Here is a 19,285-nt window from a genome sequence, read left to right on the forward strand (position 1 = left end):
AATACACTACGCCAATGGAAAACAGCATTTTCTGCCCCTTGCGCTGTTAAACAGCGGCAACAGCAGAGTCAAAACAGACAGCCTTGCCATGCAGACAAAACACAACAGGACTCAGGCGAAATGAGGGGTCGAGGGCGGCCGGGCGACTTCGTTCTTGATAGTAATTTCCGCCAACAGCTGACGCAGCACGCGCGCATCGCTGGCCAGCGCCACATGGCCGATGCCGCCGAAGGCGAGATTGCGCGCGCCGGGCAGCTGCGCGGACGACTGCGGCACGACGATATTGTCGTGATGCGAATAGATCGACGTGATCAGGGCGCGCGTTTCCGGCGTCTCGCTGGCGGCCAGCTGCGCCAGCCAGCCGCTCGGCGCGCCATCGACGCGGCGCATCTGGCGCGCATTGGCGCCCGCCGCCAGATTGGCCAGCACCGTGCCGTGGTGCGGCGTGCCGATGGTGACGATGCGCGCCACGCGCGCCGCGCCATGACGGCGCAGCCAGGCGCGCGCCACCAGGCCGCCCATGCTGTGGGCGACGATGATGGCGCGGTCGCTGCCCGTGCGGGCGCACAGCGCCTCGATGGCCTGCTGCACTTGCGGCACGAACTCCTCGATGTCGGCGCCTATCGGTTCCAGGTCGACGCCGTCGTGCGCGATGCCGGCCCGCGCCAGTTGCCGGCTCAGCTTTGTCCAGTAGCCGCGGTTGCACACATAGCCGTGCACCAGCAGCACGGGCAAGCCCTGCGCCGGCGCGGCGGCGTCCAGCACATGCAGGCGCGGACGCAGCATGCCCCACGACGACGTCCACAAGGTGGCGCGCAACTCGCCCAGGAACAGGCGCGCGGCGCCGCCGGCACCCAATTGATATTCCGCCGGCACGGGGCTGCCCATGCGCCGGCTCTGCCAGAAATTGCGCGCCACGATCAGCGCGCGCACGGCCAGCAGCATGCCGCCCGCCAGCAGCAGGGCCATGGCGGGCGAGGCGACGCCCCAGGCCTGCACGGCCAGGTACGCCACGCCCAGCACGGCCAGCACCTGCAGCAGCATCAGCCACCTGAGGATGCGCGCGATCATGCCGTGCCTGCGACGGGAACGGGCGCGGGCTTGCCCGTCAACTCGCGCACCAGGCCGCTGGCCAGGCGCGCCGCCAGCGCATAGATCGTCAGTTGCGGATTGGCGCCGATCGAGGTGGGGAACAGCGAGCCGTCGTGCACGGACAGGTTGCGCACGCCGTGGTAGCGGCCATCGGCGCCCGTCACGCCCAGCCGCGCATCGTCCGACATGGCGCAGCCGCCCATCACGTGGGCCGACACCACGCGCGCCAGCAAGGCCTTCATCGGCAAGGCGCCAATGGCCTGCTTCGCCTGCGCCCAGCTCGTGTAGTGGCTGGCCAGCTCGTGCACGGGATACACGCTCCTGGCCCCGGCCGCGAACTGGATTTCCGCCATCGACAGCAGCGCACGCCGCGCGCCATCCCAGATGAACGGCGTGAGCGGATAGTCGAGCACGGGCGCGCCGAAGCTGTCGATCGAGACGCTGCCGCCCGCCGCCTCGTGGTGAAAGCCGTCGCGCAGCAGCGCCAGCAAGGCGTGCGCATGGGGGAATTCGCGCATGGTGCGCGCATGCTCGTCGCCGAAGCCGCCCATGGTGGTGGCCATCAGCAGCGGGTGCAAAGGCGGCGCTTCAAGCTTGTAGCCGATGGGGCCGTCGATGGGCGCCAGGTGCAGGAAATGGTCGGAATAAATCGTCTGCGGCGCGCCCGCATAGGCGTCTACGCGCTGCGGAAACAGGCCCGCCGACACCACGGTCGGATGCAAAAAAGTGCGCCGGCCCAGCAAGCCGTGCGGGTCGGGCGCCTGCGAGCGCAGCAGCAAGGCCGGCGAGTTGATGGCGCCGCCGGCCAGCACGAAGTGTTTGGCGCGCAGCGTCAGGCGCACGCCCGTGGGCGCCTGCCCGGCCGCGTCGAGCGCCGTCACCTGCAGGCTGTCGACGCGCTCGCCCTTGAAGACGAAACGTTCGGCGCACGCATGCACGAGCAGGCCCGCGCCCAGCGCCAGCGCCGACGGGATCGTCGTCACCAGCATCGATTGCTTGGCGTTCGTCGGGCAGCCCATGCCGCAGTAGCCGAGGTTCCAGCAACCGTTCACGTTGCGCCGGATGGCGGCCGTGGGGATGCCCAGCGCCGTGGCGCCACGGCGCAATAAATCGTTGTTTTCATTGGGCGGCGCGGCCCAGTCGCTCACGTGCAGGCGTTTTTCCATCATGGCGAACCACGGCGCCATGGCGTCCACGGCATAGCCGGACAAGCCGAAATGCTGGCGCCAGTAGTCCAGCGTGCCGGCCGGCGTGCGAAAACTCGAGGTCCAGTTGACGGTGGTCGAGCCGCCCACGGTGCGGCCCTGCAGGATGTTGATGGCCTTGTCGCGCGTCTTGCGCGCGGCCGACTCCTGGTACAGCGCGGGATAGGCGTCCGCTTCGCGCATCTTGAAGTCTTGCGAGGACTTCAAGCCGCCCTCTTCGACGATCAAGACCTTCAGGCCGGCCAGCGCGAGGATTTCCGCCGTCACGCCGCCGCCGGCGCCGCTGCCGATGACGACGACATCGGCCTCCAGGGTGCGGTCGGCGGCCAGGGTGCTGGCGTCGGTGACGTTCCAGCCTTTGGCCACGCCGATGGCGATGGGATCAGGAATGGGGGATGTGCTCATGGATGCCTTATGCGCTCAGTTCGGGCAGCGGTCCCGGATAGCCGATGGCGGCCCAGTGGGCGGCATCGGCATACCAGGCGCCGAGGATCAGATCATGCAGGGCCAGGTAGGCCGTCTGCAAGGTGGCCAGACGGTGCGTGCGCCACGCCTGCAGGAAGGCGGCCACCTGGGCAGGGTCGGCTTCGCGCCAGCCGCCATGCACGCCGGCGACGAAGCGCCGCGCGGGCGCCAGCGCCAGCAGGCCGAACAGGTCCTGCACTTCCTGCTGCGCCGCCAGCGGCAAGCCATGGATGGCCGTGTCCACGCCGGCGATGGCACCATCGAGCGCGCTGGCCCGCGCGGCGGCTTCGCGCGGCAGCGCGCTGCCCAGCATGGCCGGCACGATGGCCGCCAGCGCCGCGCGCGCCGCGCCATCGAGCACGAAGCGGCTCGGCGGCGCCGGCCCGCGCACCAGCCGGTAGGCGGCGCCGCCGGCCGCCAGCGCGCAGGCGCCCAGCACGCCCAGTTTCAGAAACGATCTGCGTTGCATTGCCATCTCTCCCCTTGTTTTGTACCGCCTTTTGCAGGCCAGTGTACGCCAAAGAAAGTACGCTTCCGCGCGCAAAACCTAGAGCTGTGCGTCTATTTTTTCGACTGAAACGACGGCGGCATGGCCGGCCGGGCTTCCATCACGGGCCTTTTTTCGCCACCGCCAGGATGTGGCGCGCGATGCCGCGCAGGATATTGACTTCTTCCGTTTCCAGCCCCGTGCGCGAAAACAGGCGTTTCAGCCTTGGCATCAGCTTTTTCGGGTTGTCGGCGTCGAGGAAGTCGATGGCGACCAGCGCCTGTTCCAGGTGCGCATACATGCCGTCGACCTGCGCCAGGCTGGCCGCGTCGCCGTGGAAACCGACGGGACTGGCGATTTGCGCATCGCCGAGGGCCGCCACGCGGCATTCATAGGCGACGACCTGCGCCGCCTGCGACAGGTTCAGCGACGAGTACTCGGGATTGGCGGGAATGTTGATCAGCACATTGCACTGCTCGACGATCTCGTTGGGCAAGCCGAAGCGCTCGTTGCCGAAGATGACGGCCGCGTGCAAGTCGGCGCTGGCGGCCAGCTGGGCGGCGATGGCGCGCGGCGCCGTGACGGGCGGCGAGAATTCGCGCAGGCGGGCCGACACGGCGGCCGCGTAATTGCAGCCTTCGAGCGCCTCGGCGATAGAGCCGACGATGCGCGCGCCAGACAAAATATCCTGCGCGCCGCTGGCGAAGGCCACCGCTTCCGCATCCGTCAAGGCGTCGGGAAAGCGGGGGTTGACCAGCACCAGATCGGAAAAACCCATCGTTTTCATGGCGCGCGCGACGGCGCCAATGTTGCCGGATCGACTAGTTTCGACGAGAATAAATCGCAGGCGTTTGAAAAGAGACGTGTTGATTTCGGGCAGATTCATTTAAAATAGCGCTATTGCGCGGTATCGATACAGGAAATTTCGGGAAACGGAGTCACACAACGCTGACGCCAGGCCGGGATTTTAACCACTTCGGCACCGCTCCGCTCTTTAATTCATTCTTGCACTCTATCGTACCGGCGCCGCAAGGCGGCCATGGGCGGTCGCGTGCTTTTAACGGAAGCTCACATGCACCCAATGCTCAACACGGCGATCAAAGCCGCCCGCCGCGGCGCCGCCGTCATCAATCGCGCCTCATTCGACCTCGACCGCGTCGTCGTCACGGAAAAACAACATAACGATTTCGTCACCGACGTCGACCAGGCGGCCGAACAAGCCATCATCGAGGTGCTGTCCAAGGCCTACCCGGACCACGCGTTCCTGGCCGAGGAATCGGGCGCTTCCGCCAACTCGCACGACGAGAATGAATATCAGTGGATCATCGACCCGATCGACGGCACCACCAACTTCATCCACGGCTTCCCGCAATACTGCATCTCGATCGCCCTCGCGCATCGCGGCGTCGTCACGCAAGCCGTCATCTACGATCCGGTCCGCAACGACCTGTTCACGGCCACCAAAGGCGCCGGCGCCTACCTGAACGAAAAGCGCATCCGCGTCACCAAGCTGGACCGCATCTCGAACGCCCTGCTGGGCACCGGCTACGTGGCCGGCAGCGCCCGCGCGCTGGACGAATACCTGAAGATGTACGCGATCATGGGCGAACGCAGCCAGGGCGTGCGCCGCGCCGGCTCGGCCGCGCTGGACCTGGCCTACGTCGCCTGCGGCCGCCTGGACGGCTTCTACGAAAAAGGCTTGAAGCCTTGGGACATCGCCGCCGGCGCCCTGATGATCACGGAATCGGGCGGCATCGTCGGTGAATTTTCCGGCGAATCGGACTACCTGTACAAGGGCGACGTCATCGCCGCCAGCCCGAAGATCTTTGGCCAGATGATCACCCTGCTGACGCCATTCGCCTGAGCGGGCGCGTGACTGCCGCGCATGCGGCATGCCTGAAAAAAACCGGCCCTGGCCGGTTTTTTTGCATTCAGGAGCCGAGCTGCCCCGCCGCGACGAAGCCCAGGGTCATGGCCACCACCATCGCCGCGCCCGTCGGCGTGGGCGGCGTGGGCGACGGCAGGTCGAACCAGCGGCATACGACGCCCACCAGCACGCCGAGCACGGAACCGGCCAGCATGACGCTCATGGCGCCTCCCCTTGATTTTCACGCCGCTGCAGGTACAGGCCCGTGAGCCAGTAGCCGCAGCTGGTCAAAAACACCAGCAGCGCGGCGCCCAGCACGGGCGGCGCCGGCACGGGGATGCGCGCCAGTTGGCAGACGAAGCCCACGATAAAGGCCAGCAGCAGGCCCAGGATGACTTTCTTGTAGCGCATGGCTCTGTCCTCCCCTAGAAGGCGAAGCAGCTGCAGCCCAAGGCGCCCCAGAAGCCGGAAAAATCGCTGATCGGCACGGTCGACTTGCGCGCCCGGTCGTGGGCGTGGGCGTGCACGCCGCAGGCGCCCGCGCACTGGTGCGGCAGCACGGCATGCGCCGGCCCGGCCGCGGGCCGGTAATGGCCGGGCACGGCGCGCACGGGCGACCACTCGGGCAGCACGGGAATCGGGGGCGGCGCCAGGGTCGTGAATTCCGCCTGGCCGTAGACGACCTTGCCGCCCACCATGGTCAGCACGGATTCGATGGACTTGATCGCCTCTTCCGGCACCGTGAAATAATCGGCCGACAGCACGGACAGGTCGGCCAGCATGCCCTCGCGGATGCGGCCCTTCTTGCCTTGCTCGCTGGAGAACCAGGCGCTGCCCGCCGTCCACAGTTCCAGCGCCGTGTCGCGCGACAAGCGGCCCGCCGCATCCGTCAGGGCCAGGCCGCCCACGGTGCGCCCCGACACCAGCCAGTACAGCGCCGTCCACGGGTTGTAGCTGGCGACCCGCGTGGCGTCCGTGCCGCCGCCGACGGGCACGCCCGCGTCCAGCATGCGCTGCACGGGCGGCGTGGCCTTGGCCGCTTCCGCACCATAGCGCTCGACGAAGTATTCGCCCTGGAAGGCCATGCGGTGCTGGATGGCGATGCCGCCGCCCAGCGCCCTGACCCTGTCGATATTTTTCGGGCTGATGGTTTCCGCGTGGTCGAACAGCCAGTGCAAGCCGCCGAACGGCGTGTCGCGGTTGACCTTCTCGAACACGTCGAGCATGCGGCCGATCGATTCGTCATAGGTGGCGTGCAGACGGAAGGGCCAGCGCTGCTCGACCAGGTGGCGCACGACCTTTTCCAGCTCGTCTTCCATGCCGGCCGCCAGCTCGGGGCGCGGCTCGAGGAAATCCTCGAAATCGGCGGCGGAAAAGACCAGCATTTCGCCGGCGCCGTTATGGCGATAGTAATCGTCGCCCTGGCCCGGCGTGACCATCTGCGTCCATTTTTCGAAGTCTTCCAGTTCGCGCCCCTTGTTCTGCGTGAACAGGTTGTAGGCGATGCGGATGGTCAGCTGCTCCTTTTGCGCCAGCTCGTCGACGACGGCGTAATCCTCGGGATAATTCTGGAAGCCGCCGCCCGCGTCGATGGCGCTGGTGATGCCGAGGCGATTGAGTTCGCGCATGAACTGGCGCGTGGAATTGACTTGCAGTTCGCGCGGCAGGGTTGGCCCCTTGGCCAGGGTCGCATATAAAATCATGGCGTTCGGGCGGGCGATCAGCAAGCCGGTCGGGTTGCCGGCCGCGTCGCGTACAATCTCGCCGCCGGGCGGGTTCGGCGTGTTCTTGTCGTAGCCGACGGCGCGCAGGGCGGCGCGGTTCAGCAGCGCGCGGTCGTACAGGTGCAGGATGAAGACGGGCGTGTCCGGCGCGGCCGCGTTGATCTCGTCGAGGGTGGGCATGCGCTTTTCCGCGAACTGGAATTCCGTCCAGCCGCCCACCACGCGCACCCATTGCGGATTCGGCGTGCGCAAGGCCTGCTCCCTGAGCATGCGCAGGGCGTCTGCCAGCGAAGGCACGCCTTCCCAGCGCAATTCCAGGTTGTAGTTCAAGCCGCCGCGGATCAGGTGCAGGTGCGAGTCGTTCAGGCCGGGAATGACGGTGCGGCCAGCCAGGTCGATCACCCGCGTGGCGGGACCGCGATGACGGATCACGTCCTCGACGTCGCCGACGGCGAGAAATTTGCCATCGGCGATGGCGACGGCGGACGCCAGCGGCTGCGTCCTGTCGACCGTGTGGAAACGGCCATTGAGCAAGATCGTGTGTGCGTGCAAGGGAACTCCCGTATCAGGTAAACACCCGGCCCCGCCGCCGGGCGGCGGAGCCGGCATCAATGAACAATCAATGGCCTTCGCTGGCGTTGAACATGGATTTGGCGTAGATCAAGCCCAGGCCATAGCCGCCGCCGTGCGCCACGGCCGTCGCCACCGTCTCGTTGTAGGTCTCGCCGCGGGCCCAGTCGCGCTGCAGTTCCAGCAAGTATTGCACGGACGTCAGCGGCTGCGCGCCCGCCTGTATCATGCGCTGCATGGCCGTCGCATGGGCTTCATCGGAGACGTCGCCGCTGGCGTCGGCGATCACGTAGACCTCAAAACCCTGTTCCAGCGCCGACAAGGCCGGTCCCACGATGCAGACGGAGGTCCACAGGCCGGCCAGCACGATCTTGCCCTTGCCGTAGCCATTCACCTTGTCGGCGATGCGCGGATCTTCCCAGGTGTTCATGCTGGTGCGGTCGATCGGCGCCTGTGCGGGGAAGACGGACTGGATTTCGTCGAAGATCGGGCCGGAGAACGACTTGGCGGCCACCGTCGTCAAAATCGTCGGCACCTTGAATTCGGCTCCCGCCTTGGCCACCAGCGCCGCATTGTTACGCAGCAAGGCCAGGTCGATGGAACGGGTGGCGAACGCCATCTGCGACTGGTGGTCGATCATGATCAAGGTATGATCGGTTGGGGTCAGCAGTTTTTGTGCGGCTTGGGCGGTGGCGATAGGCATGATGTTTTCCTTGGTGAAAATAATTGAATATGAAAAAGAAATCTCGTTGCATGGTGTTTCTGCTCCTGCCCTTGCGTCACGCTGTGTGTGCCGGGCCAGTGCTATGCAGTATGGACGAGATACTTTGAAAACAAAAACGGAAAGAATGCCAAGCTATATGCAATTTTTTCGATGATACGAAACCAGCGCAACCGCAAGCTGCGCATCCAGGAGGGAACATGGGATTTGAATTCAGGATCACGGCCAGCCTGACGCCGGAACAGCGCCAGCACCTCGCGCGGCTGCCCGAGCTGGCGGCGCCGGCGCCGCGCCCGTCCGGTAGCGCCATGCCCGACACCGACGCCAGGCTGACGGACACCGGCCTGTATATCTGCCAGCACCTGCGCCCGGACCCGTGGCACGGCCTGGCCGCCGTGCGCGCCTGGCTCGATGCGCAGGGCGTGCGTTACGCCGTCGAAGAGATCGACGACTAGGCGCCATGCCATGGCACATCGCAAGGCAGATGCGCCAGCCTCCCTTTAATTTACTTGCGGCATTGCAAACCTGAAACAAAACAGGCGCGTTTTTGCCATGCTGTTATACTTCGCGTGTGCGGCACATATGACCAGTCCCCTTGCCGCTGTCTTTCGACCCCTAATCTGATTGCCTGCGACTGGCGCCCCACGATGGCGACAGGCCGATCTCACAATAAAGTTACCATGTCCTTTTCCTCCCTCGGATTGTCCGACGCTATCGTACGTGCCGTTACCGAACACGGCTACACCGTGCCGACCCCCATCCAGTCGCAGGCGATTCCCGCCGTGCTGGCTGGCGGCGACTTGCTGGCCGGCGCACAGACCGGTACCGGCAAGACGGCCGGCTTCACCCTGCCCGTGCTGCACCGCCTGTCGACCGACGCGAATGGCGCTGCCATCACCAGCAACACCTCGACGCGCCCGATCCGCGCCCTGATCCTGGCCCCGACGCGCGAACTCGCCGCGCAGGTCGAGGAAAGCGTGCGCGCCTACAGCAAGTACACCAAATTGAACTCGGCCGTGATCTTCGGCGGCGTCGGCATCAACCCGCAAATCAAGCAGCTCAAGCACGGCGTCGACATCCTCGTCGCCACGCCGGGCCGCCTGCTGGACCACATGGGCCAGGGCACGGTCGACCTGTCGAAAGTGGAAATCCTGATCCTCGACGAAGCGGACCGCATGCTGGACATGGGTTTCATCCGCGACATCAAGAAAGTGCTGGCCGTACTGCCGCCAAAACGCCAGAACCTGCTTTTCTCGGCCACGTTCTCGGAAGAGATCAAGGCCCTGGCCGACGGCTTGCTGAACAAGCCGGCCATGATCGAGGTGGCGCGCCGCAATTCGACCGTGGAAGTGATCAAGCAAAAGATCCATCCGGTCGACCGCGACAAGAAGCACCCGATGCTGTCTTACCTGATCAAGTCGAACAACTGGACGCAAGTGCTGGTGTTTACGCGCACCAAGCATGGCGCCAATAAACTGGTCGAGCAGCTGGGCGCGGACGGCATCGGCGCCCTGGCCATCCACGGCAACAAGAGCCAGTCGGCGCGCACGCGCGCGCTGTCCGAGTTCAAGGATGGCACCCTGCAAGTGCTGGTCGCCACCGACATCGCCGCGCGCGGCATCGATATCGACCAGTTGCCGCACGTCGTCAACTACGACTTGCCGAACATTCCGGAAGACTATGTGCACCGTATCGGCCGCACGGGCCGTGCCGGCGCCAAGGGCGAAGCCGTGTCGCTGGTCTGCGTGGATGAGCACGAAATGTTGAAAGACATCGAAAAGCTGATCAAGCAAACCCTGCCGCGCGAAGTGATTCCGGGCTTCGAGCCGGACCTGAACGCCCGCGCCCAGCCTGTGCAATTGCGCAGCGGCACCGGCGGCCACCGCAATCCGCGTCCGGCCGGCCAGGTCGTGCGCGTAAAGACCGGTGGCGGCGGCGCCAAGCCACGCAGCGCCGGCCCGGCGGGCGGCGGTGGCGGTGGCAACCGCAGCGGCAATGCGCCGCGTTCGGCGGCGAACCATCGCTCCGGCGGCCGCGGCCGCTAAAACGCTGCCTGAAAGCCAGGCTTTCAGGCAGCGTTTGTCTTTATCAAAAAGACGATAAAAACCGTTCCAGGACTTGCTTCTGGAACGGTTTTTTCATGCACGCCACCATTTGCCGATTTGGGCTAGGATAGTATCCATCATCCTTACCTGCGTACTGCCATGCCGAACTTCGCTGCCAACCTCAGCATGATGTTTACCGAACTGCCCTTCCTCGACCGCTTTGCCGCCGCCAGGGACGCGGGCTTCGACGCCGTCGAATTTCTTTTCCCCTATGCCGTCGAGGCGCGCCAGATCGCCATGCGGCTGGAGCGCCACCATCTGCAACTGGCCGTCTTCAACTTCCCGCCCGGCGACTGGGAACATGGCGAGCGGGGCATCGCCTGCGATCCGCGCCGTGGCGAGGAATTCCGCACGAACGTGCAGCTGGCGCTCAATTACGCGCTGGCGCTCGGGGCGAAGCAGTTGCACTGCATGTCAGGCATCGTGCCGCCAGGCATGAGCCTGGAACGGGCGCGGCAATGCCTGATCGGCAACCTGCAATATGCGGCCGACGCCTGCCGTCCGCACGGCATCAACGTGCTGATCGAGCCGATCAACCGCTACGACATGCCCGGTTACTTCCTGAACCATAGCCAGCAGGCGGCCGACATCATCGCCGACTGCCAGCGCAGCAATGTCTTCCTGCAATACGACATCTATCACATGCAACGCATGGAGGGCGAGCTGAGCAACACCATCCGCGCCCTGCTGCCGCTGATCCGCCACATCCAGATCGCCGACACGCCGGGCCGCCACGAACCGGGCACGGGCGAGATCAACTACCGGCATGTGTTCAAGCTGCTCGACCAGGTCGGCTACGCAGGCTGGGTCGGCTGCGAATACCGTCCCGCCAGCGACACGTTGGCTGGCCTGGGCTGGCGCGAGCAATTGACAGGCGCAGCGGCCATCGCGGGCACGACGGGCGCCTGATCGCAGCGCGCTTGCGCCCGCACAAGGCGGGCGGCGCGGACCGGCACGACAATACCTTTCCATACAGTATTTTCTGTCGAGAGGTGACGTGTCCGCCCTGCCCGCCCGCCATCGCCGCGCCCTGCGGCTGTTCCATGGCCATCTGCACCTCTGCCTGGCTATCGTACTGTGCGGCTGCGCCACCGCGCGCCCCGAGCTGGCGCAAGTGCGCGCCCTGGCCGCCGGCACCGGGGCCGTGACCGCCTTCAGCGAGTTGTCGCAGCGCCACGTGGACACGTACCAGCGCGCCCGCCCCTACCTGTCACCCGCCGAAGACGCGCGCGAACGCCTGCTCGATGCGCAACGCCGCGCCGCGCAGGGCGACGTGGCGCGCCTGGCGCAGGCCGTGCGCCTGTACCTGCAGGCGCTGGGCCGTCTGGCCGATGCCGATGCGTATGAGGTGCAGCCGGAACTGGCCGGCGCCGGCGCCGCCATCCGCGCCTGGCCCGGCAGCGGCATCGACGACCGCCATGTGAGCGCCTACACGCTGTTGCTGCAGCAACTGTCGCGCCTGGGCGGCGCGGCCAGCCAGCAGGCGCACCTGGGGCAAGTGCTGCGCGATGGCGACGCGCCGCTGCAAGCCCTGCTGGCCGCACTCGACAACTTGCTGGCGCTGTACGACAAGAGCGGCGACAACGAGCGCGACATGGTGCTCGGCTTGCTCGACGTGGAAATCGCGTATGCGGACTCACCGCAGCAGCGCCTGCTGGCCGTGCTGGCGAAAGACATGCAACAAAGCAAAACTGAAGAATACCGGCTGCTTGGCTTGCGCCATACGCTGGCGCGCCGGCAACTGGCGGCACTGGCGCGCGAACACGCGCAGCTCGCCGCCGCCCTCACCACCACGGAGGCAAGATGGACGGATCGGTAGGCAGGAGCGGCAGCGAACGCCGCGAAGCGGCGCTCAGCAGCGCCATGCGCGTCGAACAACTGGCCGACAGCCTGTCGCAGGCGGCCGTCACCCTGCACGGCGCCGTCATGCGCGCCATCCGCAAGCGCGCCAGCCAGGGCGAAAATGGCATCAGCCACAGCCAGGCGCAAGCCGTCTTCGCGCTGGAAGTGGCCTTGCGCCAGCAAGCCAATCAGCTGTATGCCGATGCCGCCGGGCACACGGTGATGGGCCTGGAAACGGCGCAGCGCCAACTCAGCGGCCTGCTCGACACGGTGCGCCTGCGCATCGCCCGCAACGACGACGTGCGGCACTGGATCAGCCTGGCGACGAGCTTGTTGCACCTGGGTAGTGCCGTCCTCGCCGGCAATCCCGAGCGCATTCTCGGCACCTTGGGCAAGGTGCGTGAGCGGCTGCAAGAGATGGCGCCGGACTGATTGAAATCGGCCGGCGAGCGCCTATACTGGGACGTCCCCGCCTGGCAATCGTGCCGGCGGGGCGATGACCAGAGGAGGCCAACATGCGTATCGAACCGTATTTGCAATTCGATGGAAACTGCGCGCAAGCGCTGGAATACTACCGCCAGCACCTGCATGGCACGGACCTGTGCCTGATGCCGTACCGCGGCTCGCCGGCCCAGGAACAGGTGAAAGAAGACTGGTACGACAAGATCATGCACGGCTCCGTGCAGCTGGGTCCCACCATGTTGATGGGCACGGACGGCGGATGCAACGAGGGCGCCAAGGGCATGAGCGGCAGCGCGATCTGCCTGACCGTCGATACGCAAGAGGAGGCGGAACGGGCCTTCGACGCGCTGGCGCGTGACGGCGCCATCCAGATGCCCCTGGAAGAAACGTTCTGGGCCAAGCGCTTCGGCATGCTGAAAGACCAGTTCGGCGTCGCCTGGATGATCAACTGCCTGAAAGAACCAGCATAGAACGGCCCACGCCTGCCTGCGCCATCTCAAACGCGGCGCGGGCATTAGCGCAAGCAGAGTCGCCCATCCTGGACTACCATATAGGAGAGACTCTTAACGGGTGACAGCCATGAATGGATTGCCGCAAGACCAGTTGCAGCGCCTGCAAGGCGTGCTGGAGCAACGCAAGCTGGCACTGCTGGAACAGATCGAGAACGAAGCGGCCGAAGCGGACGCGCGCGCCTCGCTGCTCAATGAAATCGAAGCCTCGCCGGCCGACAACGCCAGCGTGCGCACCTTGAACGCCCTCGTCAGCGAAGCGGCCGAGCACAACCTGGCGCAGCTGGCCATCATCAAGCAGGCGCTGGCCAAGTTTGCCGATGGCAGTTACGGCCTGTGCGACAACTGCGGCGAAGCCATCGGCCTGTCGCGCCTGAACGCGCGTCCCGAAGCGCGCTTGTGCATCGATTGCCAGACGCGGCTGGAAAAGGCCCAGCGCGGGCTACCGTGACGGCTGCGCAACAACAAAGGGCAAGGCATCGCTGCCCTGCCCCCTGTTTTCCAGCGTGACTACCATGCTGCCTGCCGTCCCCCGCCGGCATCGTGCGTGACGGCTGGGTGGACGGGTCTCCTCTACTGCCATTGCCCTGCTTCAAGCATCCAGCTGTACGCTTGCTAACTCATGTGCTGTCCGCCATTGATGGCGATATTCGCGCCCGTGACGAAGGCCGCCTCGTCGGACGCCAGGTAAGCCACCAGGGCCGCCACCTCGTCCGGCTCGCCCAAGCGGCCCAGGGGAATCTGCGGCAGGATCTTCGTTTCCAGTATATCGGCCGGCACGGCCGTCACCATCTGCGTGCGCAGATAGCCAGGCGAGACGGTGTTGACGGTGATGCCGTGGCGCGCCACTTCCAGCGCCAGCGCCTTGCTGAAGCCATGCACGCCCGCCTTGGCGGCCGCATAGTTGCATTGACCAAACGCGCCCTTCTGCCCATTGACGGACGAGATATTGATGATGCGGCCCCAGCGGTTAGCCAGCATCGGCTCGAGCACCTGCTTGCTCATATTGAACAGGCTGTCGAGATTGGTGCGCATGACTTCTGACCAGTGCGGCAATTCCATCTTGCGCATGCTCTGGTCGCGCGTGATGCCCGCGTTATTGACCAGCACGTCGATGCGGCCGAACCGCGCCAGCACGCTTGCCACGGCCTCGCTGCAGGCGGCGAAGTCGGTCACGTCGAGCGCCAGCGGATGGAAATAATACTGCTGCGCCTGTTGCTCGTCGAGCCAGCTCCCCACCCGTGCATTGCCCGGCGTATGCGCCGCCACGACGGCAAAACCCGCCGCATGCAGGCGCCGGCACAATGCCGTGCCCAGGCCGCCCATGCCACCCGTGACCAGCGCTACCTTTTGTTCTTTCATTGCCGTCTCTCCCCACTTGTTATGGTTGTTCTGCGTGGGATCAAGTGTAGGTGGCACTTTTGAAAGCGGCCTTGCGCCAGATCAAAGGCTGAGTCTGCATCCGTCTGCGCTGCATCCATGCAAGGAAAATTGCAAAAATTATACTCACCGAAGAGGTGATGGCACCTCGACAGGCAAGTCGTGCCGACTTTGCTTGACGGTCAGACTCACATGGAGAACGCGATGGAAATCCAGGACGACACAGAAGCATTGAGGGATTTGTTCAACGACATCAATCCCGGCATGAGCGACGTGGAATCGGTGCATCAGGCGGAGCTCGATCCACAGCATGCGCTGGCCTTGATGGCCAATCCGAAGGCGGCCTTGAAGGCCATGGGCATCCCCGTCAGCGATGCCTCGCAAGTGCAGGTGACCATGAAAAACCGCGCCAGCCGCAGCATGCTGGAGGTGGCGCAAAAGGCGGCGCAATTGCGGCGCATCATCGTCATCGTGATTCACTACCGCAACTGCGACGCCGACATCATCATCATCGCCATGAGTTGACGCGGCAAGCGCCGGCCGCAGTCGTGCGCGGCCGGCTCCCCGCTCTGTGCCAGAATGGCCACTACTGCACAGCGAGAGGCCAGGCCATGACGTACAAGACCGTATTGCTCCACATCGACGACAGCGCCGGGCGCGCCGCCCGCATCGAAGCGGCGGCCAGCATCGCCCAGGCTTGCGGCGGTCACCTGACGGGCGTGGCCCTGACGGGCGTGTCGCGCCTGCTGTACCAGAACCAGCCCGACCTCGATGCCGATCCGAACCTGAGCTTGCACCTCAATTTTCTGCGCGAACGGGCGACGCACGCGCTCGACGGTTTCGAGGCGCAGGTGCGCGCGGCCGGCGTCGCCTCGTTCGAACAGCGCGTGCTCGACGACGAGGCGGCGGGCGGCATCAGCCTGCTGGCCCGCTATGCGGACCTGGTCGTCATCAGCCAATACAATGCCAAGGATAAATCGCCGTCCGTGATGCGCGACTTTCCCGCCTATGTGCTGCTGCATTCGGGGCGCCCCGTGCTGATCGTGCCGTATGCGCCGCCGCCCCTGCTGGCGCCGCCGGCGGCCGCGCGCAATGTGCTCATTTCCTGGAATGCCAGCAAGGAAGCGAGCCGCGCCGTGAGCGCCGCCCTGCCCCTGCTGCAGCGTGCCGGACAAGTCCACGTGGCCATTTTCGATGCCCAGGTGCATGCCGCCGAGCACGGCGAACAGCCGGGTACCGAGCTGACGCACTATCTGGCGCGCCACGGCGTGGAAGTGCGGCTGCATTTGCTCGATGGCGGCGGCGTGCGGCGCGGCGACATCGGCGAAGCGCTGCTGTCGCAGGCGGCCGACCTGTCGGCCGACTTGCTGGTGATGGGAGCGTATGGTCATTCGCGCCTGCGCGAAACCATCCTCGGCGGCGTCACGCGCACGATCTTGCAAAGCATGACGATCCCCGTGCTGATGGCGCACTAGGCCGTTAGGCTGACGCCAGGGCTAGCCGCCCTGCCAGGGCTGGCTGCGGATCTTCGCCACCTGGCGCTGCGCCAGCCACTGCCACAGCTGCTGCGCGGTGTCCTGCGGAACGGCCGACATGTGGCGCGGCGTAGCCAGGGCGATTTCGCAATCGCGGTCCGACCATTCCTCGAAAGTGACTTCGCCTCCGCTAGCGACTTCGACCTGATACATCAAGCCGTCGTCGTAGCCGAAACGCAACACGACGGCGGCCGGGCTGCCATCCGGCGCGACGGCGCCGCCGCGGTAGACCTCGGCCAGGGCATCGGCCAGCTGTGCCGGCGAGGGCGCGCAGATGTCGCGCCCATCGGCCCGTGTCAGAATGAACCATGCCTGTGTCATGACGCGACCTCCTATCCATACTCGTTAGCATGCGAGGCAAGTACTACAGGCAGTCACCTTGGTCCAGTGTCACTTCGGGCGCGCGGAAACTATCCCTGTCGGCATTGTTTACCAATAATTACGAATACTAACAAGGATCATACCTAAATTTCATGCGCCGCGGAATTTATGCATCTTGCGCCACGGAGGCGCTCGTTCACGCCACCAGCACGGGAATGCTGAGCGGGTCGAAATCATGCCAATCGCCATTGGCGATCGTGCCTTCCGCCTCCTCGATATGTTCGGCGCCCAGCCGGTGCAGCGCTTCGAGCGCCCGTTCGCGCTCGTCGAGGCCGCCCAGCGCGACGGCGATCAGCATGCCCGGATGGCGTGGCTGGCGGCGGTTTTCGCCATTGTTTTCGCCATGCTTCTCCGCTTCGCCAGCCTCCTTCATCTTGTTGAAACTGTAGAGCGAACCGACGTGGGCGCCCACCAGCGCACCCACCACCGGGCCCAGCGGCCCCGTCGCCAAGGTAGTGGCCGCGCCGATGCCCGCACCGACGGCGGCGCCGACGGCCACGCCCTCCACCACGCCTTCCGGCGTTTCCTTGGCGCCCGGCGAGATATCGCGGTCGCCGCCCAGCGCGTGCAAGTCGTGCTGGCCCGGCTGGTTGACAAAGAAGGCGCTGATGCGGCTGTCGGGAAAGCCCGCCTGGTTCAGGGCGGCGCGCGCGGCGTCTATCTGCTCCTGCAACTGAAAATGACCTGCGATGATGCGTGACATGATAAGCCCTCCTGGTCGGCTGCGGGCGCCCCACGCGCCACTTGCCCAGCATGCGCCGGCCCCCTGCGGCGTACCGTTCGCTTACGCACACAGTCATGCACGCGGGCCGCCTTTCCTCAGGCTGGCGCGCCAAACGGGCTGCGTATATCGGACAGGAACTGTTGTGCGCGCGCATGTTGCGGCCGCGCAAAGAAATCCTCGGGCGCGGCCCGTTCCAGCACTTGCCCATGGTCCATGAACCAGACGCGGTCCGCCACGTCGCGCGCGAAGCCCATCTCGTGCGTCACGCACACCATCGTCATGCCGCCCTGCGCCAGGTCGCGCATCACTTGCAGCACCTCGCCCACCATTTCCGGGTCCAGGGCGCTGGTGGGCTCGTCGAACAGCATCAGCGGCGGCTGCATGGCCAGCGCGCGGGCGATGGCCACCCGCTGCTGCTGGCCGCCGGACAGGGCCGCCGGCATGGCGCGCGCCTTGTGCGCCAGCCCCACCCGCTCCAGCAGGGCCAGCGCCCGCTCCTGCGCTTCCTTGCGGCTGAGGCCGCGCAAGCGCTGCGGCGCCAGCGCGCAGTTGTCCAGCACCGATAAATGGGGGAACAGGTTGAATTGCTGGAACACAAAACCGATGTGCGAGCGGAAGGCATTCACGTCCAGCCCCGGCGCGTGGATGTCCTGGCCGGCCACCGTGATGCGGCCCGAGGCGATCGGTTCCAGGCGGTTGATGGTACGGATCAAGGTCGACTTGCCGGAACCGGACGGCCCGCACACGACCAGCACTTCGCCCTTGGCGACATGCTCGTTGATACCGCTCAAGGCGTGATAGTCGCCATAGTATTTGTTGACGTTGTCAAAGCTAATCATGCCGCCGCTTTCAAGAAACGCGCCTGGCGCCGCTCGAGCCAGAAGGCGGCGCGCGACAGGCTGAAACATAAAACAAAGTAGCTCATTCCCAGCAGGAAATACACTTGCACGGGTTTCGTCAGCACCAGGCCATTGACTTGCGAGGCGATGAACGACACTTCGGCCAGGCCGATGATGGTGCCAAGCGAAGTTTCCTTGATGGTCGAGACGAACTGGTTGACCAGGGACGGCAGCATGTGGCGCAGCGCCTGCGGCAGCACCACCGTGCGCATGCTGTCCAGATAATTCAAGCCCAGCGAACGGGCCGCTTCCACCTGTCCCTTGGGCACGGCTTGCACGCCGGCACGCACGATTTCCGCCAGATAAATGCCGTCGAAAATGACGAGGGCGGCCAGCATGGTACCGAATTGCCCGCTTTCATGGCCCGTGATGCTGGGCAGGAAGAAATACGCCCAGAAGATGACGAGCAGCAAGGGAATCCCCCGCACCACGTGGATCAGCGCGGCGACGGGCCAGCGCAGCAGGCGCCAGGGACTCAGGCGCGCCAGCCCCAGCAGCAAGCCAACGGGCAGGCTGAGCACCAGCGCCAGGCTGGCCAGCAGCACCGTCAGCGCCAGGCCGCCCAGCGGCCCCTCGGGATAGCGGCCCACAAGAAAATACAGCCAGTAATCGTGGATCAGTTCCAGCATCAGGACACCTTCCTCTGCAGCAAGGCGGCCAGGCCCGCGATCAGCAGGGAGACGGCCAGATACGCCACGCTGGCGAAAACGAAGGTCTCCACGCTGCGGAACGAGGCCGCTTCCACGCGCTGCGTCTGGTACATCAGCTCGGCCACGCCGATGACGGTGGCGATGCTGGTGTTTTGCCACAGGTTCAGGGTTTGCGACAGCAGCGGCGGCGCGGCCAGCCGCAGCGCCTGCGGCACGATGCACAGGCGCATGGTGGCGAGAAAGCTGAAACCCAGCGCCCGGCCCGCCTCGAATTGCTGGGCAGGAATGGCGCGGATGCCGCTGCGGATGTCTTCCGCCATGTAGGCGGCCGTATATAAAGTCAGGGCCGTGACGGCGCTGACGGCTTCGATATTGCCGGCATACAAGCGCTCCTTCCACGTGTCGGGCAGCAGTTCGGGCGCGCCGAAATACCAGAACAGGAAGTGGGCCAGCAAGGGCACGTTGCGGATCAGCTCGACATACGCGGCGCCCAGGCCGTTAAGCAGGCGCGACGGCGCCAGGCGCAGCATGGCCACGCCGCACCCCAGCGGCAGGGACAGGAGCAAGGTAATGCCCATCAGCTGCAAGGACAGCAGCAAGCCGGACAACAACCAGTCGCGGTAGTCGCCGGCCAGCAAGAAGTTCAGATCAAACATGCGGAAAAGTC

General features: G+C 65.6%; 25 protein-coding genes. 11 read left to right on the forward strand and 14 right to left on the reverse strand.

The window, feature by feature from the left end; translation table 11 throughout:
• Positions 1-111: 111 nt before the first annotated feature.
• The 4 genes from J0O65_RS16245 to J0O65_RS16260 form a co-directional block, all read right to left on the reverse strand.
• Positions 112-1,071, reverse strand: coding sequence for an esterase/lipase family protein (locus J0O65_RS16245; protein ID WP_215408245.1), 960 nt, complete (start codon positions 1,069-1,071; stop codon positions 112-114).
• Positions 1,068-2,702, reverse strand: coding sequence for a GMC family oxidoreductase (locus J0O65_RS16250; protein ID WP_215408246.1), 1,635 nt, complete (start codon positions 2,700-2,702; stop codon positions 1,068-1,070). The genes J0O65_RS16245 and J0O65_RS16250 overlap by 4 nt, the downstream gene beginning before the upstream one ends.
• Before the next feature lie 7 nt (positions 2,703-2,709).
• The gene (locus tag J0O65_RS16255) at positions 2,710-3,237 is read right to left on the reverse strand and encodes a hypothetical protein (protein ID WP_215408247.1); all 528 of its coding nucleotides are present in this window, start codon (positions 3,235-3,237) and stop codon (positions 2,710-2,712) included.
• A 133-nt stretch (positions 3,238-3,370) separates the two neighbouring features.
• The gene (locus J0O65_RS16260) at positions 3,371-4,135 is read right to left on the reverse strand and encodes an RNA methyltransferase (protein WP_215408248.1); all 765 of its coding nucleotides are present in this window, start codon (positions 4,133-4,135) and stop codon (positions 3,371-3,373) included.
• 195 nt (positions 4,136-4,330) lie between these two features.
• Between J0O65_RS16260 and J0O65_RS16265 the strand changes: the two genes are divergently transcribed.
• The gene (locus tag J0O65_RS16265) at positions 4,331-5,113 is read left to right on the forward strand and encodes an inositol monophosphatase family protein (RefSeq protein ID WP_035826389.1); all 783 of its coding nucleotides are present in this window, start codon (positions 4,331-4,333) and stop codon (positions 5,111-5,113) included.
• Positions 5,114-5,180: 67 nt separating this feature from the next.
• Here J0O65_RS16265 and J0O65_RS16270 read toward each other — a convergent pair whose 3' ends face one another.
• The 4 genes from J0O65_RS16270 to J0O65_RS16285 all read right to left on the reverse strand — a co-directional run bounded on the left by J0O65_RS16270 (position 5,181) and on the right by J0O65_RS16285 (position 8,113).
• Positions 5,181-5,339 (reverse strand): XapX domain-containing protein, encoded by a 159-nt coding sequence (locus J0O65_RS16270; protein ID WP_215408249.1) that lies wholly within the window; start codon positions 5,337-5,339, stop codon positions 5,181-5,183.
• A complete protein-coding gene (locus tag J0O65_RS16275) occupies positions 5,336-5,527 on the reverse strand; it encodes a DUF1427 family protein (protein ID WP_215408250.1) in 192 nt (63 codons plus the stop codon). Before J0O65_RS16275 ends, J0O65_RS16270 begins: the two co-directional genes overlap by 4 nt.
• A gap of 14 nt (positions 5,528-5,541) precedes the next feature.
• Entirely contained in the window at positions 5,542-7,392 is a 1,851-nt protein-coding gene (locus J0O65_RS16280; protein ID WP_215408251.1) for an amidohydrolase, read from the reverse strand.
• A 67-nt stretch (positions 7,393-7,459) separates the two neighbouring features.
• Positions 7,460-8,113 carry a hydrolase gene (locus J0O65_RS16285; RefSeq protein WP_215408252.1) on the reverse strand — a complete coding sequence of 218 codons (654 nt, stop codon included), beginning with the start codon at positions 8,111-8,113 and terminating at the stop codon, positions 7,460-7,462.
• Here J0O65_RS16285 and J0O65_RS16290 point away from each other — a divergent pair.
• The 8 genes from J0O65_RS16290 to J0O65_RS16325 all read left to right on the forward strand — a co-directional run bounded on the left by J0O65_RS16290 (position 8,112) and on the right by J0O65_RS16325 (position 13,500).
• Positions 8,112-8,288 carry a hypothetical protein gene (locus J0O65_RS16290; protein WP_215408253.1) on the forward strand — a complete coding sequence of 59 codons (177 nt, stop codon included), beginning with the start codon at positions 8,112-8,114 and terminating at the stop codon, positions 8,286-8,288. The genes J0O65_RS16285 and J0O65_RS16290 overlap by 2 nt on opposite strands.
• Before the next feature lie 43 nt (positions 8,289-8,331).
• Positions 8,332-8,586, forward strand: a complete 255-nt coding sequence (locus tag J0O65_RS16295; RefSeq protein ID WP_215408254.1) for a hypothetical protein — start codon at positions 8,332-8,334, stop codon at positions 8,584-8,586.
• Between the two features lie 225 nt (positions 8,587-8,811).
• Positions 8,812-10,176 (forward strand): DEAD/DEAH box helicase, encoded by a 1,365-nt coding sequence (locus J0O65_RS16300; protein WP_215408255.1) that lies wholly within the window; start codon positions 8,812-8,814, stop codon positions 10,174-10,176.
• A gap of 159 nt (positions 10,177-10,335) precedes the next feature.
• Positions 10,336-11,145, forward strand: coding sequence for a 2-oxo-tetronate isomerase (otnI, locus tag J0O65_RS16305; protein WP_215408256.1), 810 nt, complete (start codon positions 10,336-10,338; stop codon positions 11,143-11,145).
• Positions 11,146-11,233: 88 nt separating this feature from the next.
• Entirely contained in the window at positions 11,234-12,055 is an 822-nt protein-coding gene (locus tag J0O65_RS16310) for a hypothetical protein (RefSeq protein ID WP_215408257.1), read from the forward strand.
• Positions 12,040-12,510, forward strand: coding sequence for a hypothetical protein (locus J0O65_RS16315; RefSeq protein WP_215408258.1), 471 nt, complete (start codon positions 12,040-12,042; stop codon positions 12,508-12,510). The genes J0O65_RS16310 and J0O65_RS16315 overlap by 16 nt, the downstream gene beginning before the upstream one ends.
• Positions 12,511-12,593: 83 nt before the next feature.
• Positions 12,594-13,010, forward strand: coding sequence for a VOC family protein (locus tag J0O65_RS16320; RefSeq protein WP_215408259.1), 417 nt, complete (start codon positions 12,594-12,596; stop codon positions 13,008-13,010).
• 109 nt (positions 13,011-13,119) lie between these two features.
• Positions 13,120-13,500: a TraR/DksA family transcriptional regulator gene (locus J0O65_RS16325; protein WP_215408260.1), complete on the forward strand. Its 381-nt coding sequence runs from the start codon at positions 13,120-13,122 to the stop codon at positions 13,498-13,500.
• A 164-nt stretch (positions 13,501-13,664) separates the two neighbouring features.
• Here the strand turns inward: J0O65_RS16325 and phbB are convergent, their stop codons facing one another.
• On the reverse strand, positions 13,665-14,411 hold the full coding sequence (phbB, locus tag J0O65_RS16330) for an acetoacetyl-CoA reductase (protein WP_215408261.1): 747 nt from the start codon (positions 14,409-14,411) through the stop codon (positions 13,665-13,667).
• 222 nt (positions 14,412-14,633) lie between these two features.
• Here phbB and J0O65_RS16335 point away from each other — a divergent pair, with 222 nt between their 5' ends.
• The gene (locus J0O65_RS16335) at positions 14,634-14,954 is read left to right on the forward strand and encodes a hypothetical protein (RefSeq protein ID WP_215408263.1); all 321 of its coding nucleotides are present in this window, start codon (positions 14,634-14,636) and stop codon (positions 14,952-14,954) included.
• Positions 14,955-15,040: 86 nt separating this feature from the next.
• On the forward strand, positions 15,041-15,904 hold the full coding sequence (locus J0O65_RS16340; RefSeq protein WP_215408265.1) for a universal stress protein: 864 nt from the start codon (positions 15,041-15,043) through the stop codon (positions 15,902-15,904).
• Between the two features lie 21 nt (positions 15,905-15,925).
• On the opposite strand, the gene J0O65_RS16345 is transcribed toward J0O65_RS16340, so the two are convergent.
• The 5 genes from J0O65_RS16345 to J0O65_RS16365 form a co-directional block, all read right to left on the reverse strand.
• Positions 15,926-16,285: a hypothetical protein gene (locus J0O65_RS16345; protein WP_215408267.1), complete on the reverse strand. Its 360-nt coding sequence runs from the start codon at positions 16,283-16,285 to the stop codon at positions 15,926-15,928.
• Between the two features lie 196 nt (positions 16,286-16,481).
• Positions 16,482-17,048 carry a glycine zipper domain-containing protein gene (locus J0O65_RS16350; RefSeq protein WP_215408269.1) on the reverse strand — a complete coding sequence of 189 codons (567 nt, stop codon included), beginning with the start codon at positions 17,046-17,048 and terminating at the stop codon, positions 16,482-16,484.
• A 116-nt stretch (positions 17,049-17,164) separates the two neighbouring features.
• Positions 17,165-17,908, reverse strand: a complete 744-nt coding sequence (locus J0O65_RS16355; RefSeq protein WP_215408270.1) for an amino acid ABC transporter ATP-binding protein — start codon at positions 17,906-17,908, stop codon at positions 17,165-17,167.
• A complete protein-coding gene (locus tag J0O65_RS16360; RefSeq protein WP_215408272.1) occupies positions 17,905-18,597 on the reverse strand; it encodes an amino acid ABC transporter permease in 693 nt (230 codons plus the stop codon). Before J0O65_RS16360 ends, J0O65_RS16355 begins: the two co-directional genes overlap by 4 nt.
• Positions 18,597-19,274, reverse strand: a complete 678-nt coding sequence (locus tag J0O65_RS16365) for an amino acid ABC transporter permease (RefSeq protein WP_215408274.1) — start codon at positions 19,272-19,274, stop codon at positions 18,597-18,599. The genes J0O65_RS16360 and J0O65_RS16365 overlap by 1 nt, the downstream gene beginning before the upstream one ends.
• Positions 19,275-19,285 lie beyond the last annotated feature (11 nt).

The organism is Janthinobacterium sp. JC611, assembly GCF_018682595.1.
In the GTDB taxonomy this organism is placed as follows: domain Bacteria; phylum Pseudomonadota; class Gammaproteobacteria; order Burkholderiales; family Burkholderiaceae_D; genus Janthinobacterium.